The following is a 14201-nucleotide window of genomic DNA, read 5'->3' as shown; positions in this document are numbered from 1 at the left end:
GGGATTTTCCTTCTCGGGCGATGTCTCCCTGGTGGCCTGGTGATCAACTGACCAGCTGGGGTCAGGCCGGTTGGACGGTGCTGCCGAGGAGTGCGTGGACGGCGGTGCGGCCGAGGTCGAGGGCGCGGGCGAGCAGGTCGGTGTCGCGGGCGGCGCTGTCGACCGGCGGCGCGGCGGCGGGTGGGTGGATCTGCAGGACGCGGTCGCCCAGGTCGGCCAGGAAACGGTCCTCGATCGCCTGCTGACCCGGCCGCCGTGACCACGCGCGGTAGGCGCCGGGGGCGATGGCGCGCATGTACCCGCCGCCGACCACCCGGTGCAGCAGGGGCGCGGGCGGACGCAGCTCGTCGGTGCGGCGGGTGCGCAGTACCAGGGCGTGGGTGGCGCCGGCGCGCACGGCGGAGCGGATCGGGACGGTCTCGGTGAGGCCGCCGTCGAAGAAGCTGCCGCCGCCGAGCGCGACCGGTGGTCCGGCCAGCAGGGGCAGGCCCGCAGAGGCCCGTAGCGCGGTCATGAGCGTGGTTTTGTCGACGATGTGGGGGCGCAGGTCCACCGACTGCCCGGTCTTGATGTCGGTGGCGATCGGATGCAGCGAGGTCGGGTTGGCCAGGATGGCCGGGAAGTCCATCGGCTCGATCCCGTCGTACACCTGATGGATCAGGTAGTGCAGATCGAAGATCGGGCGCCCGCGCAGCGCCCGCCGCGGGTCGATCGCGCGCCGCATGATCGCCGGGTCCGTCCAGGACCGCATGCCGGTCGCCGCGCGCCCGCACAGCAGCCAGGCGCCGTTGATCGCGCCCGCCGAGGTGCCGTAGACGGCGTCGAAGATGCCACCGAGCCCCAATTCGTCGAGGGCCTGCACCATGCCGCTGGAGTACACCCCGCGACTGCCGCCACCCTCGATCACCAGCACCAGCCGATGCCCGTCGGACCGCTGCCCGGAGGCCCACCGGCCACGGATGACCTCGCTGACGGTTACCGGAACGGACTGCGCACTACTGGACACCAGACCACGATAAGCCGAAACGCAGAAGACCCGCTGCCTCAGACAGCGGGTCTTCAATGCCCGTTCACCAACGCACCAACTGATCTGGTCAGTACATGTGTAACTCGCCGGGTACGTCCAGCCCGCGACAACGCCGGGTCAGACGGCCCGAGGACATACCCGGGAGACACCTGACGACCGGCAAAATCCCGGGGAGGCGGATCAGCCTTACTTGATCTCCGCCAGGACGGTGCCCTGGGTGATCGCGGCGCCCGCCTCGACGGACAGCCCGGTGACCACACCGGCCTTGTGCGCGTTGACCGGGTTCTCCATCTTCATGGCCTCGAGCACCACTATCAGGTCGCCCGCCTCGACGGACTGGCCCTCTTCGACCGCGACCTTCACGACGGTGCCCTGCATGGGCGCGGTGACCGCGTCACCGGAGGCCGCGCCTGCGCCCGAGCCGCCACGCTTGCGCGCCTTCGGCTTCTTGCGGATGACACCGTTACCGGCCGACCCGGCGGCACCGCCACCGAGGGTGAACTGGCCGGGCAGCGACACCTCGACGCGACGGCCACCGACCTCGACGACGACCTTCTGCCGGGGCAGATCCTCGTCCTCGTCGTCGACCGGAGCGCCGGCGGTGTACGGCTCGACGGTGTTCTTCCACTCGGTTTCGATCCACTTGGTGTAGACGTCGAAGGTCTCACCGTTGCCGACGAAGGCCGGGTCCTCGACGATCGCGCGGTGGAACGGGATGACCGTCGCCAGGCCGTCGACGTGGAACTCCGCCAGCGCGCGGCGGGCCCGCTGCAGCGCCTGCATGCGGTTCTCGCCGGTGACGATCAGCTTGGCCAGCATCGAGTCGAACTGACCGCCGATGACGCTGCCCTGCACCACACCGGAGTCGACGCGCACGCCGGGGCCGGTGGGCTCGGCGTAGACGTTGACCGGGCCGGGGGCGGGCAGGAAGCCGCGACCGGCGTCCTCACCGTTGATCCGGAACTCGAAGGAGTGGCCACGCGGGGTGGGGTCTTCGGTGATCGACAGTTCCTCGCCGTTGGCGATGGCGAACTGCTGACGCACCAGGTCGATGCCCGCGGTCTCCTCGGTGACCGGGTGCTCGACCTGCAGGCGGGTGTTCACCTCGAGGAAGGACACGGTCTCGCCCTGCACCAGGTACTCCACGGTGCCCGCGCCGTAGTAGCCGGCCTCGCGGCAGATGCGCTTGGCCGAGGCGTGGATCTCGGCGCGGACCTCGTCGGACAGGAACGGCGCGGGCGCCTCCTCGACGAGCTTCTGGAAGCGGCGCTGCAGCGAGCAGTCGCGAGTACCGGCGACGACCACATTGCCGTGCTGGTCGGCGATGACCTGGGCCTCGACGTGGCGGGCCTTGTCGAGGTACTGCTCGACGAAGCATTCGCCGCGGCCGAAGGCGGCGACGGCCTCACGGGTCGCCGACTCGAACAGCTCGGGGATCTCCTCGATGGTGTGCGCGACCTTCATGCCGCGGCCACCGCCACCGAACGCCGCCTTGATGGCGACGGGGACGCCGTACTCCTTGGCGAACGCGACGACCTCGTCGGCGTTCTTGACCGGGTCCTTGGTACCGGCGGCCATCGGGGCGTTGGCCCGCTCGGCGATGTGGCGCGCGGTGACCTTGTCGCCCAGGTCGCGGATGGACTGCGGCGAGGGGCCGATCCAGATGAGTCCGGCGTCGAGGACGGCCTGGGCGAAGTCGGCGTTCTCGGAGAGGAAGCCGTAGCCCGGGTGGATCGCGTCGGCGCCGGACTTGGCCGCGGCGTCGAGGATCTTGTCGAACACGAGGTACGACTCGGCCGAGGTCTGACCGCCGAGGGCGAACGCCTCGTCGGCGAGCTTCACGAAGGGAGCGTCGGCATCGGGCTCGGCGTAGACCGCGACGCTGGTGATTCCCGCGTCTTTGGCCGCCCGGATCACGCGGACCGCGATCTCGCCGCGGTTAGCTACGAGTACCTTCGTGATCCGTGCGCTGGCATGGCTGGGCACTGAAGCCTCCTGTGTGCATTCTTTGGTCGCGTCGGGGGACGGGTCGCCGTATAGGCCCCGTGCCCGGTATCGACAACTTTCGTCTCGGGCGAGTGTAGGCAGTGTGCCAACCCAGCTCGAACTCGGCTAGCCCTACTGTCGAGTAGGTCGCAGGTCACACTACGCGGGCCCCTGTGATGTGAACATGTTTCAAATGAACTGGTTCGCGGTGCCCGGTTCGGTGCCCTGGGTGACGGGCAGGCGAACCGAGTTCCCCCATTCGATCCACGAACCGTCATAATTGCGGACCGACCTGCGGCCGAGCAGGAAAGTCAGCACGAACCAGGTGTGGCTGGATCGCTCGCCGACGCGGCTGTAGACGACCAGATCCTGCGCCGCCAGCTCCCCGTAGACCTCGTCGAGCTCGGCGCGCGAGCGGAATCGGCTGTCCGCGCCGGAGGCCAGTGTCCAGGGGATGTTGACCGCGGTGGGCACGTGCCCGCCACGCAGCGCCGCGTACTCCTGGTCGAGCGGCTTGCTCTCCAGCTCCCCGGAGTACTCCTGCGCCGACCGCACATCGACCAGTGGCGCGCCGAGCCGGGCGAGCACCTCCTCGCGGAACGCGCGCGCGGTGCTGTCGTCGCGGGTCACCTCGGGATACTCGCCGGCGACCGGAGAGGGCAGGTCGAAGGTGGTGTCGCGTTCCTCGGAGATCCAGGCGTCGCGGCCGCCGTCGAGCAGGCGCACGTCCTGGTGGCCGAAGAGGGTGAAGATCCAGGCGGTGTGCGCGGCCTGGGCGTTGCCGCGGTCGCCGTAGATCACCACGGTGTCGTCGCGGTCGATACCCTTGGCCCGCATGAGCGCGGTGAACCGGGGGCCGTCGATGTAATCGCGGGTCACGGGGTCGCTGAGATCGCCACGCCAGTCGATCTTGACCGCGCCGGGAACGTGCCCGATGTCATAGAGCAGGATGTCATCGTTGGACTCGATGATCTTCAAACCCGGCACGCCGATGTTTGCGGACAGCCATTCTGTGGTTACCAATCGATGCGGGGCTGCATAGGAACCGAAGGCGGGGTGCGGATCCGGGGCGACTGGCACAGTGTGGTCCTTCACGCGAGTTGGATGGGTGCGGGCCGACGCTGGGCCGCGGCCGATGGTAATTGTGTGATGGCACATCACGAATCGACACAATGGACGAATAAAGCGCAGTTGCGTCCGATAAAGTCTCTGGAGAGGAGGGGTGAGCTATGTCCGATTCTTGGCCGCGGCGGCGACTGCTCGCGATCCTACGTGGCGCCACCGAACCCCTCGATGCCCAGGAACTGGCCAGGATCACCGGACAGCACGTCACCACTGTCCGCTTCCATCTCGATGTCCTCACCCGCGAATCGCTGGTGCGCCAGTTCCAGCAGCCGCCCCGCGGCCGCGGCCGCCCGCGCATCGGCTACCGCGCGGTGCAGCGATCGGTGGGATACCAGGAACTCGCGCAGGTACTCGCCGATCATCTCGGACCCGATCCGATCAGCCGCTCCGCCGCCGCCGTCGAGGCAGGCCGGGCCTGGGGTGCCCGGATGGATGTCGGCGGCCAGCCGGTGGAGACCCTGGCCGACGCGCGCGACATCACCATGTCGCTGATGTCGGAACTGGGCTTCGCGCCGGAGAAAGACCCGGTCGGGGAGACCACCGAGCACGTGGGGATCAATCTCACCGCCTGCCCGCTGCGCGAACTGGCCCGCTCGCACGCCGAGGTGGTGTGCGGTGTGCACCTGGGACTCATGCGGGAAGTACTCGAACGCAACGGCGCGCGGGGCCGGGTCGGGGTCCAGCTGCACCCGTTCGTCGAACCGGAACTGTGCACCGCTCGGCTGGAACTGACCTACGACGAGGAGACCTCCGCGCCCGCGCCGATCACGGCGCCGGGCGAGGAGCGGATGATCGCGCCGTCAGGCCCGCGCGTCCCGCCACAGCTGCGTGACACCGACACCGACGTCTTCGAGCAGTCTGCGCAACAGCGGTAGCCCGATCCCGATGACGCTGGACGGGTCGCCGTCGATCCGGTCGACGAACCAGCCGCCCAGCCCGTCGAGGGTGAACGCCCCCGCGACCTGCAACGGTTCACCGGTGGCGATATAGGCGTCGAGCTCGTCGGGGCCCGGCTTCGCGAAATGCACGGTGGTGCCGCTGCACTCGGCCGACTCGGCGACGACCTCGCCCGCGCGCATCCGCAGCACACAGTGACCGGTCAGCAGGTCGGCGCTACGGCCAGCCATCGCGGCCCAGCGGGCCCGCGCCACCTCGGGGGTGTGCGGTTTGCCCTGGAGCTGCCCGTCGACGTGCAGCATGGAATCACAGCCGACCACGACACAGTCGTCGGCGAGTTCGGGAATCGTCGCGGCGACGTCGAGCGCCTTGGCCCGCGCCAAGGCGACGACGACATCGGCCGCCGAGGTGTCGGCGGGCAGCGCCGCCGCGACGGCGTCCTCGTCCACGCCGGAGACCCGCACGACGGGATCGATACCCGCCGTGCGCAGGACCCCGAGCCGGGCCGGGGACGCCGACGCCAGAACCAGTCTGGTCACCCGGGTCAGCGCAGGTGCGACAGCAGCGGGTACGCGTACGGCGAGAACGGGGACGTGCCCCGGTGCATCAGCGTCGCGTTGCCCCAGCTGTCGAGCGGTCCCTGGGGACCGCCCGCCGGCGCCGAGGCGGCGGCAGCGCTGAGTACCGCGACGAGCGCGGCGATGTCCTGATCGGTGGGGGAGCCCTTGAGGACGCGGAACATCGGCGCGCCGATGGCCTCCGCGGGTACCTCGGCAACCGCGCTCACAGACAGTTCGACCTCTTCGACGAGTGGTTCGACGGCGAGCTCGAGCTCGGCGGCGGTCAACACGTCTTCTTCTGCCACAGTTGTCACAGTGCCAGATCCTTCCTGCACTTACTTCGACGTCACAGCGCGGTAACCGCGATCATTCCCGGTAGGCGCGCGCCGATCAATAGTTGCGTCCTGGCAACCAGTGTGCGCGGCCTATCCGGGATATCGCGTTTTCAGAGCGGAATGTTGCCGTGTTTCTTCGGCGGCAGGCTCACCATCTTGCGCTCGAGCAGTCGCAGCGCCGACACGATCTGGCCCCGGGTGTGCGAGGGCGGGATGACCGCGTCGACGTACCCGCGCTCGGCGGCGACGTACGGGTTCACGAGGGTGTCCTCGTACTCGTTCTGCAGCTCGAGGCGCAGAGCGTCCACATCGGCGCCGTTCTTGGCGGCCTCGGACAGCTGCTTGCGGTAGACGAAGCCGACGGCGCCCGAGGCACCCATCACGGCGATCTGCGCGGTCGGCCACGCCAGGTTCACATCGGCACCCATGTGCTTGGAACCCATGACGTCGTAGGCGCCGCCGTAGGCCTTGCGAGTGATGACCGTGATCTTGCCCACAGTGGCCTCGCCGTAGGCGTAGAGGAGCTTCGCGCCGCGGCGGATGATGCCGTTGTATTCCTGGCCGGTGCCGGGCAGGAAGCCGGGCACGTCGACCAGGGTGATGATCGGGACGTTGAACGCGTCGCAGGTGCGCACGAAGCGCGCGGCCTTCTCCGAGGCGTCGATGTCGAGGCAGCCGGCGAACTGGGTCGGCTGGTTGGCGACGATGCCGACGCTGCGGCCGTCGACCCGGCCGAAGCCGCAGATGATGTTCATCGCGCGCTCGGCCTGGACCTCGAGGAACTCGTCGTCGTCGAGCAGCCGGGTGATGACCTCGTGCATGTCGTAGGGCTGGTTCGGCGAGTCCGGGATGATCGTGTCGAGTTCGAGGTCCTCGTCGGTGAGGGAGTCCTCGAGCGCGCCGGTGATCGGGTCGCTCGGCGCGTGCCGGGGGGCCTCGGCGCGGTTGTTGCTCGGCAGGTAGCCCAGCAGGTCCTTGACGTAGTCGAGGGCGTCCTGCTCGCCGGAGGCCACGTAGTGGGCCACGCCGGACTTGGTCATGTGGGTGTGCGCGCCACCCAGGTCCTCCATGGTGACCTCTTCACCGGTGACGGTCTTGATCACGTCAGGACCGGTGACGAACATCTGCGAGGTCTGGTCGACCATCACCACGAAGTCGGTGAGCGCGGGGGAGTACACGTGGCCACCGGCGGCGGGGCCCATGATCAGCGAGATCTGCGGGATCACGCCGGAGGCCTGCACGTTGCGGTGGAAGATCTCGCCGTAGAGGCCGAGGGAGACGACGCCCTCCTGGATGCGCGCGCCCGCGCCCTCGTTGATGCCGACCAGCGGACGACCGGTCTTGAGCGCCAGGTCCATGACCTTGACGATCTTCTCGCCGTAGACCTCGCCGAGGGAGCCACCGAACACGGTGACGTCCTGGGAGAAGATGCACACGTCGCGGCCGTCGATGGTGCCGTAACCGGTCACCACGCCGTCACCGAGCGGGCGGTTGTTCTCCAGGCCGAAATTCACGCTGCGATGCTTGGCGAGGGCGTCGAGCTCGACGAAGGAGCCTTCGTCGAGCAGGGCCAGGATGCGCTCGCGGGCGGTCATCTTGCCCTTGGCGTGCACCTTGTCGACCGCGGCCTCACCCATCGGGTGTTGCGCTTCTTCCAGCCGATTCCGCAGATCAGCCAGCTTCCCGGCGGTGGTGTGGATATCGGGGGCGCCCGCCGATTCCGAGGCGGGCTGCTGCTGGACACTCGTCATGGGTCGGAGTGTAACCAGTGCCACGCGCCCGCACTACGGCAGTCTTGGCTACCGGTCAGTAGAGAAACCGCAGGTGGTTGTGGTCGTGATCGTTCACGATGGCCGCCGGGTAGCGTGCCGGGAATGAACAGGGCACCGATCGACACCCCGCGTCTGCGCAGCTCGCTCGCCGCGGCGGCACCGTCGTTCTACGACCGGATCGACGTGGTGGAGTCGACCGGATCGACCAATGCCGATCTGGTCGCGCTGGCCGGCGAGGTGAGTACCGGCGCGCGGGCGCTGCTGGCCGAGGAGCAGGTGCACGGGCGCGGCAGGCACGCCCGCAACTGGGTGAGCCCGCCGCGCGCGCAGATCTCGCTGTCGATCCTGGTTCGCCTGCCCGGGATCGCGCCCACCACGCTGGGCTGGTTGCCGCTGCTGACCGGTGTCGCGGTCGTCGACGCGCTGCGCGAGTCGCCCGGTGTCGCGGCGGACCTGAAGTGGCCCAACGATGTTCTGCTCGGCGGCCGCAAGCTGGCCGGCATCCTGGCCGAGGTGGCCGCGACCGGTGCCGCGCCCGCGGTGGTGGTCGGCATCGGGCTCAATGTGGATCTGGCCGAGGCCGAACTGCCGGTGCCGCACGCGACCTCGCTGACGCTGGCCGGTGCGCCCGACGCCGACCGCACCGCACTGGTGGCGGCGATCCTCACCGAGTTCGCCCGCCGCGTCACCGCCTGGGAGCGTGCGGGCTGGGACACCGCGGACCTGGCCGGCGCCTATCGCGCACGCTGCGCCACCATCGGCCTGGAGGTGCGCGCGGAACTGCCCGGCGGCCGGGTCGTCAGCGGCCGCGCCACCGGCATCGACGACACCGGCAGGCTGCTCATCGGCGACGAGGCGGTCTCGGCTGGCGATGTCAGCCATCTGCGCGGTCAGTACTGAGACGTAGAACGGGCCCGGCGGTCGCCGGGCCCGTTCGCCGGTGGCGGGGTCAGCGGGCGGCGACGCCCGCGGCAGCGCGCTCGGCGACCACGCGTTCGCGGGCCAGCAGCCGGTCGCGCTGTTCCTCGAACTTGAGCACGTCCTTCTCCAGCTTGGCGATGACCTGTGCCAGATCGTCACGTGCGGCTTCGCCACGGGGCCCGAAGTCGGTGCGGCCGAAGATGTTCCACTGCTTGAGCACCGGCTGCACCACCTCGTCGAGGTGCTGGCGCAGATCGTAGATGCCGTGCTTGGCCATCAGCACGCCGTTGCGCCGCCAGTTCGGCATGCCGGCGCCGGGCATCTGGAAGTGGGTGAGCACCTTGGTGATCGCGGGCATGGCCTGGTCGGGAACCAGGTCGAGCGCGGCGGCGCACAGGTTGCGGTAGAAGATCATGTGCAGGTTCTCGTCGGTGGCCACGCGCGCGAGCATGCGGTCGGCCACCGGGTCGTCGCAGACGCGACCGGTATTGCGATGGCTCACCCGGGTGGCCAGCTCCTGGAACGTCACATACGCGACATTGACCAGGAATCCGCCCCAGTTCGCCGGCGCGTGCGCGCCCTGGGTCATGTGGATCATCCTGGCTTCCTCCAGCGCCACCGGATCGACCCCGCGGGTGACGACCAGATAGTCGCGAATCACGATGCCGTGCCGGTTCTCCTCGGCGGTCCAGCGACCGACCCAGGTGCCCCACGCGCCGTCCTGGGAGAAGTTCTCGGCGATCTCACGGTGGTAGGACGGGAGGTTGTCCTCGGTGAGCAGATTGGTGATCATCGCCGCCTTGGCGACGTCAGTGAGCTTGGATTGCCCTGGCTCCCAATCGGTTCCGCCCATCGCGGCGAAATTGCGGCCCTCGTCCCACGGCACGTAATCGTGCGGATTCCAGTCCTTGGCGATGGACAGATGGCGGTTGAGGTTCTGTTCGGCCACTGGTTCGAGGGCGGTGAGGATTTCGAGCTGCGTCAGATCTTTGGTCACGCGTGCCTCCACTGTTGGTGTCGAGCAAGCAGAATGGGGGAAAACCTGGCATCTAGCGTGGAAACCACAGTATCTGTTCAGCTGTCGCCACGAGAAATGCGTCGTCGCGGCGCGGTGCTGTGCGCGGTCACAGCGCGGTACTGTGCGTTCATGGGTTACCCGGAGGATGTCCTCGCGCCCGACGAGCAGCTGATCCTGCACCGCCACCCGCACTGGAAGATGCTGGTCTGGCCGATTGTCACACTCATCGTCGCGACCGCGCTCGCCGGCTTCCTCGGCGGGCTCGCCTGGCGCAATACCGAAGGCAGCGTGCGCATGGTGCTGCTGCTGCTGATCGGGCTGGCCTGGCTGGCGGTCCTCGGCTGGCGGGTGGTGGCGCGGGTGATCGCGTGGAAGTCGACGCATTTCATTGTCACCGGCAGGCGCGTGCTGGTGCGCCAGGGCGTGCTCACCCACACCGGCATCGATATCCCGCTCAGCCGTATCTCCAGCGTGCAGTTCCGCCACGGCGTCTTCGACCGGGTACTGGGCACCGGCACACTGATCATCGGGTCCTCCTCGGAGGAGCCGCTCGAATACGACGACATCCCCCAGGTGCAGCAGGTGCACTCGCTGCTCTACCACCAGGTCTTCGAGGCCGACCGCGGCCACAACGACCAGCATTGGGGCAGCGGGTATCGGTGAGCTGTCCGCCCGCACCGGTCCCGACCACCTAATCTGGGCACATGACCGCAGTACTGCTGGCCGAAGACGACGAGGCGATCGCCGCACCCCTGTCCCGGGCGCTGGGGCGGGAGGGCTACACCGTCACCGTCGAACGGTTCGGTCCCGCCGTGCTGCGCCGTGCCCTCGAAGGTGACCACGACCTGCTCATCCTCGACCTCGGCCTGCCCGGCATGGACGGGCTCGAGGTGTGCAGGCAGGTGCGGGCCAGTGGCGCCGATCTGGCCGTGCTGATGCTCACCGCCCGCACCGACGAGGTCGACTTCGTGGTCGGCCTCGACGCGGGCGCCGACGACTATGTCGGCAAGCCGTTCCGGCTGGCCGAGCTGCTGGCCCGGGTACGAGCCCTGTTGCGGCGCAGCGGAATCGGCGACGACGCGGTGGAGGTCGGCGGGATCCGGCTCGAGCCCGCCGCGCGCCGCGTGCTGGTCAACGGGGCCGAGGTGAACCTGGCCAACAAGGAGTACGAGCTGCTCAAGGTGCTCATCGACCGGGCCGGTCAGGTGGTGCCGCGCGAGACCATCCTGCGTGAGGTCTGGGGTGATGCCGACCTGCGCGGCTCCAAGACCCTGGACATGCACATGTCCTGGTTGCGCCGCAAGATCGGCGACGAGGGGCCGATGGCCGAACGCCGCATCGTCACCGTGCGCGGTGTCGGGTTCCGGCTCAACACCGACGCGCCCGCCGGCGCGAGCCGAGGCTGACGGGTCGGTGCGCCGCCGCATCCTGCGCTCGATCCTGACCGTGCTCACCATCACCACGGTGGTGCTCGGCGTCCCGCTGATCTACACCGCCTGGCTGTGGGTCGAGGACATCACCCGCAACGATCTGCAGAGCCGCCTGGAACGCGTCGCCGCCGAGGTGATCTCCCAGGAGGGCGGCGCGGGCACCGTCCAGGGCGGGCTGGACGTGCGCCCGATGCGCGCGCTGGTCCCCGAGGGCGGCAAGCTCACGATCGTCTATCCGGCCCCGCACGACAATGCCGCGCGCACCGATATCGGTGTCGAGCATGTCGACGATCCGCTGGTCGAATCGCTGTCCATGGGCACCTCGGGTTCGCTGCGGCTCGAGGTGCCCGCCGGGCCCATGCACGCACGCCAGGAGCAGGCGGTCGCCGCGGTCGCGCTGGCGGTGCTCGCCTCGCTCGGCGCCGCCTTCTCGGTCGCGGTGGTGACCGCGCGCCGGGTCGCCGACCCGCTGCGCGATGTCGCCGCCCGCGCGGCCCGCCTGGCCATGGGTGATTTCCGGCCCGACCCGCGCCGCCACGGCATCGCCGAACTGGACCGGGTCTCGGATGTGCTCGACTCGGCCACGGTCGAGATCGCCGGGCGCCTGCAACGTGAGCACGCGCTGGTCGCCGATGTCTCCCACCAGCTGCGCAGCCGCCTGACCGCGGTGCGCCTGCGCCTGGACGAGTTGTCCACCCACGCCGATCCCGAGGTGGTGCACGAGGCCGAGGAGGCGATGGCGCAGGTCGACCGGCTCACCGAGGCCATCGACGACCTGGTCCGCGCCTCCCGCGACGAGGACGCCGCCGACCGCGACCCGGTTCCGGTGATGGCCGAGCTGCGCGGGGTCGTCGCGGAATGGGCGCATCCGTTCACCGAGGAGGGGCGCGAGCTGCGCCTGATCGGCGACGAGTCGCTGCGGGCCCCGATCACCGGTTCGCGGTTGCGTGAGGCGGTCGCGGTGCTGGTCGACAATGCCCTGATGCACGGCGACGGCACCTGCACGGTGTCGGTGCGCACGGTCCCCACGATGAGCTCACGCGATCCGCTGATCTGTGTGGAGGTGGCCGACGAGGGTGAGGGCGTGCGCGACGAGCTCGCGCCGCACATCTTCGACCGCGGCTTCTCCGCGGGTGGATCGACCGGCGTCGGCCTGGCCCTGGCCCGGGCCCTGGTGGAGGCCGACGGTGGGCGCCTGGAGCTGCAGCGGCGCCGTCCCGCGCTGTTCGCGGTGTTCCTCGGCTCGAAGGTCAACCGGGCGACGACGGCGACGCTGACCGAGCCGCGCTGAGCCGCGAACTCACCTGCCGAGGTGTTCGGGTTCGCCTTCGACCAGCTCTTCCAGTTCGGCGGCGATCTCGCTCATCTCGTCGGGGAAGACCCAGCGGCGCATCGCCCAGAACCGGAATGCCATCTGCAGGAAGTTGCCGATGACGAACGCGCTGACGAAGTCGGCGATGTTCTCGGTCAGGAAGCTCACATCGGGCTGGCGCAGATGCAGCATGTAACTCGAGATCCACAGCGGGATATTGCTCAGGATCACACCGACGCCGCTGACGCCGAAGAACAGCAACGCCTCGTGATGTTTCTCGCGTCCGCCGCGATTCTTGAACGACCACTCCCGGTTGAGAATGTAGGACGCGATCACCGCGACCACGCCGGAAATGATCTTGGCGGTGACCGGTTTCTCGCTGAGAACGGTCCATTTCAAGAGGTAGAACAGGCCGCTGTCGATCACGAACGTCGTCGCGCCGACGATGGCGAACTTGATCAGCTCGTGGTACCGGTACGCGATATCGCGCAGGCGCGGGGGAAGGACGCTGACCACGTCGTCGACGATTGACACGAGTTCCGAGTGTACCGGTCGCAAAGATTCACTTTCGACATGACAACATTGCACGACGTGAGTGCACGTTCGTTCGATCCGTCTGCCATGCCCACCGTCACGATGGTCGGTGGTGGCCAGCTCGCGCGCATGACGCACCAGGCCGCGGTCGCCCTCGGCCAGCGTCTGCGCGTCCTGGCGACCTCGCCGGATGACCCGGCCGCGCAGGTCACCCCCGATGTGGTCTTCGGCAGCCACGACGATCTCGCCGCGCTACGCAAGGCCGCGGTGGGGTCGCACGCGCTGACCTTCGACCACGAACACGTGCCGACCGCGCACCTGGACGCGCTGGTCGCCGACGGGGTGAATGTGGCGCCGCCGCCGCAGGCGCTGATCTTCGCCCAGGACAAGCTGGCCATGCGCACGAAACTGTCCGCGCTCGGGCTGCCGGTGCCCGCGTTCGTCGAGGTCACCGCGCCCGCCGACGCGATCGCCTTCGGCGACGAGCACGGCTGGCCGTTCGTGCTCAAGGCCGTGCGCGGTGGTTACGACGGGCGCGGGGTGTGGATGCCCGCCGACGCCGCCGAGGCCGAGCAGTTGGTCACCGACCAGCTCGCGCACGGCGTGCAGTTGCTGGCCGAGGCGAAAGTCGATTTGAAGCGGGAGCTGTCGGCGATGGTCGCGCGTTCACCGTTCGGGCAGGCCGCGACCTGGCCGGTGGTGGAGACCGTGCAGCGCAACGGCCAGTGCGCCGTGGTGATCGCCCCCGCCCCCGACCTGTCCGAGGACCTGGCCGCGCGCGCGGAGACCATGGCGCTCGAGCTGGCTGCCGGGCTCGGCGTGGTCGGGGTGATGGCGGTGGAGTTGTTCGAGACCCACGACGGCGAGCTGCTGGTCAACGAGCTGGCCATGCGCCCGCACAACTCCGGCCACTGGGGCATGGACGGCGCCCGCACCGGCCAGTTCGAACAGCATCTGCGCGCGGTCCTGGACTACCCGCTCGGCGACACCACCCCGCTCGCGCCGGTGACGGTGATGGCCAACATCCTCGGTGCCGCCCAGGCGCCCGAGAAGTCGATGGACGAGCGCCTGCACCATCTGTTCGCCCGCCTGCCCGAAGCCAAGGTCCACCTCTACGGCAAGGGCGAGCGCCCCGACCGCAAGATCGGCCACGTCAACATCCTCGGCGACGACGTGACCGAGGTGCGTGAGAAGGCCGAGCGGGCGGCCCATTGGATGTCGCACGCCGAATGGACCGACGGCTGGGACCCGCACAGCGCCTGACTCCACCCACCCCTTTCGAGA

Annotated in this window: 14 protein-coding genes; 6 read left to right on the top strand and 8 right to left on the bottom strand. The window is 69.2% G+C overall.

Annotated elements, in window-relative coordinates:
- Positions 1-61: 61 nt before the first annotated feature.
- The 3 genes from ACFXK0_RS18950 to ACFXK0_RS18940 form a co-directional block, all read right to left on the bottom strand.
- Positions 62-1006, bottom strand: coding sequence for a patatin family protein (locus ACFXK0_RS18950; RefSeq protein ID WP_379411755.1), 945 nt, complete (start codon positions 1004-1006; stop codon positions 62-64).
- Between the two features lie 207 nt (positions 1007-1213).
- Positions 1214-3013 carry an acetyl/propionyl/methylcrotonyl-CoA carboxylase subunit alpha gene (locus tag ACFXK0_RS18945; protein ID WP_379411753.1) on the bottom strand — a complete coding sequence of 600 codons (1800 nt, stop codon included), beginning with the start codon at positions 3011-3013 and terminating at the stop codon, positions 1214-1216.
- 189 nt (positions 3014-3202) lie between these two features.
- Positions 3203-4093: a sulfurtransferase gene (locus tag ACFXK0_RS18940; RefSeq protein ID WP_379411752.1), complete on the bottom strand. Its 891-nt coding sequence runs from the start codon at positions 4091-4093 to the stop codon at positions 3203-3205.
- 149 nt (positions 4094-4242) lie between these two features.
- Here ACFXK0_RS18940 and ACFXK0_RS18935 point away from each other — a divergent pair, with 149 nt between their 5' ends.
- On the top strand, positions 4243-5013 hold the full coding sequence (locus ACFXK0_RS18935; RefSeq protein ID WP_379411750.1) for a helix-turn-helix transcriptional regulator: 771 nt from the start codon (positions 4243-4245) through the stop codon (positions 5011-5013).
- Here ACFXK0_RS18935 and ACFXK0_RS18930 read toward each other — a convergent pair.
- The 3 genes from ACFXK0_RS18930 to ACFXK0_RS18920 form a co-directional block, all read right to left on the bottom strand.
- Positions 4939-5574 (bottom strand): Maf family protein, encoded by a 636-nt coding sequence (locus ACFXK0_RS18930; protein ID WP_379411749.1) that lies wholly within the window; start codon positions 5572-5574, stop codon positions 4939-4941. The two genes, ACFXK0_RS18935 and ACFXK0_RS18930, sit on opposite strands and share 75 nt — an antisense overlap.
- Positions 5575-5579: 5 nt before the next feature.
- Positions 5580-5909: an acyl-CoA carboxylase epsilon subunit gene (locus ACFXK0_RS18925; RefSeq protein WP_379411747.1), complete on the bottom strand. Its 330-nt coding sequence runs from the start codon at positions 5907-5909 to the stop codon at positions 5580-5582.
- Between the two features lie 131 nt (positions 5910-6040).
- Positions 6041-7681: an acyl-CoA carboxylase subunit beta gene (locus ACFXK0_RS18920; RefSeq protein WP_379411745.1), complete on the bottom strand. Its 1641-nt coding sequence runs from the start codon at positions 7679-7681 to the stop codon at positions 6041-6043.
- A gap of 123 nt (positions 7682-7804) precedes the next feature.
- Between ACFXK0_RS18920 and ACFXK0_RS18915 the strand changes: the two genes are divergently transcribed.
- On the top strand, positions 7805-8602 hold the full coding sequence (locus ACFXK0_RS18915; RefSeq protein ID WP_379411744.1) for a biotin--[acetyl-CoA-carboxylase] ligase: 798 nt from the start codon (positions 7805-7807) through the stop codon (positions 8600-8602).
- Between the two features lie 49 nt (positions 8603-8651).
- On the opposite strand, the gene ACFXK0_RS18910 is transcribed toward ACFXK0_RS18915, so the two are convergent.
- On the bottom strand, positions 8652-9620 hold the full coding sequence (locus ACFXK0_RS18910) for an acyl-ACP desaturase (protein ID WP_379411742.1): 969 nt from the start codon (positions 9618-9620) through the stop codon (positions 8652-8654).
- A 150-nt stretch (positions 9621-9770) separates the two neighbouring features.
- On the opposite strand from ACFXK0_RS18910, the gene ACFXK0_RS18905 reads away from it, so the two are divergent.
- The 3 genes from ACFXK0_RS18905 to ACFXK0_RS18895 are packed head-to-tail and all read left to right on the top strand — an operon-like array spanning position 9771 to position 12362.
- Positions 9771-10304: a PH domain-containing protein gene (locus ACFXK0_RS18905; protein ID WP_379411740.1), complete on the top strand. Its 534-nt coding sequence runs from the start codon at positions 9771-9773 to the stop codon at positions 10302-10304.
- A 41-nt stretch (positions 10305-10345) separates the two neighbouring features.
- Positions 10346-11047 (top strand): response regulator transcription factor, encoded by a 702-nt coding sequence (locus ACFXK0_RS18900; RefSeq protein ID WP_379411738.1) that lies wholly within the window; start codon positions 10346-10348, stop codon positions 11045-11047.
- A 7-nt stretch (positions 11048-11054) separates the two neighbouring features.
- Complete coding sequence (locus ACFXK0_RS18895) at positions 11055-12362, top strand: sensor histidine kinase (protein WP_379411737.1); 1308 nt, start codon at positions 11055-11057, stop codon at positions 12360-12362.
- Positions 12363-12371: 9 nt separating this feature from the next.
- Here ACFXK0_RS18895 and ACFXK0_RS18890 read toward each other — a convergent pair whose 3' ends face one another.
- Positions 12372-12917 carry a GtrA family protein gene (locus ACFXK0_RS18890; RefSeq protein ID WP_379411735.1) on the bottom strand — a complete coding sequence of 182 codons (546 nt, stop codon included), beginning with the start codon at positions 12915-12917 and terminating at the stop codon, positions 12372-12374.
- 39 nt (positions 12918-12956) lie between these two features.
- Between ACFXK0_RS18890 and ACFXK0_RS18885 the strand changes: the two genes are divergently transcribed.
- Positions 12957-14180: a 5-(carboxyamino)imidazole ribonucleotide synthase gene (locus tag ACFXK0_RS18885; RefSeq protein WP_379411734.1), complete on the top strand. Its 1224-nt coding sequence runs from the start codon at positions 12957-12959 to the stop codon at positions 14178-14180.
- The last annotated feature ends 21 nt before the right edge of the window (positions 14181-14201 follow it).

The organism is Nocardia sp. NPDC059177 (assembly GCF_042755165.1).
GTDB lineage: Bacteria > Actinomycetota > Actinomycetes > Mycobacteriales > Mycobacteriaceae > Nocardia.
The sequence above is the reverse complement of the archived record's forward strand: the minus strand, read 5'-3'. Positions and strand labels throughout refer to the sequence as shown.

Excerpts from the sequence above, each read along its gene's own strand:
- ACFXK0_RS18935 (WP_379411750.1), top strand. The coding sequence starts at position 4,243 with ATGTCCGATTCTTGGCCGCGGCGGCGACTGCTCGCGATCCTACGTGGC.
- ACFXK0_RS18920 (WP_379411745.1), bottom strand. The coding sequence starts at position 7,681 with ATGACGAGTGTCCAGCAGCAGCCCGCCTCGGAATCGGCGGGCGCCCCC.
- ACFXK0_RS18915 (WP_379411744.1), top strand. The coding sequence starts at position 7,805 with ATGAACAGGGCACCGATCGACACCCCGCGTCTGCGCAGCTCGCTCGCC.
- ACFXK0_RS18905 (WP_379411740.1), top strand. The coding sequence starts at position 9,771 with ATGGGTTACCCGGAGGATGTCCTCGCGCCCGACGAGCAGCTGATCCTG.
- ACFXK0_RS18900 (WP_379411738.1), top strand. The coding sequence starts at position 10,346 with ATGACCGCAGTACTGCTGGCCGAAGACGACGAGGCGATCGCCGCACCC.
- ACFXK0_RS18885 (WP_379411734.1), top strand. The coding sequence starts at position 12,957 with ATGACAACATTGCACGACGTGAGTGCACGTTCGTTCGATCCGTCTGCC.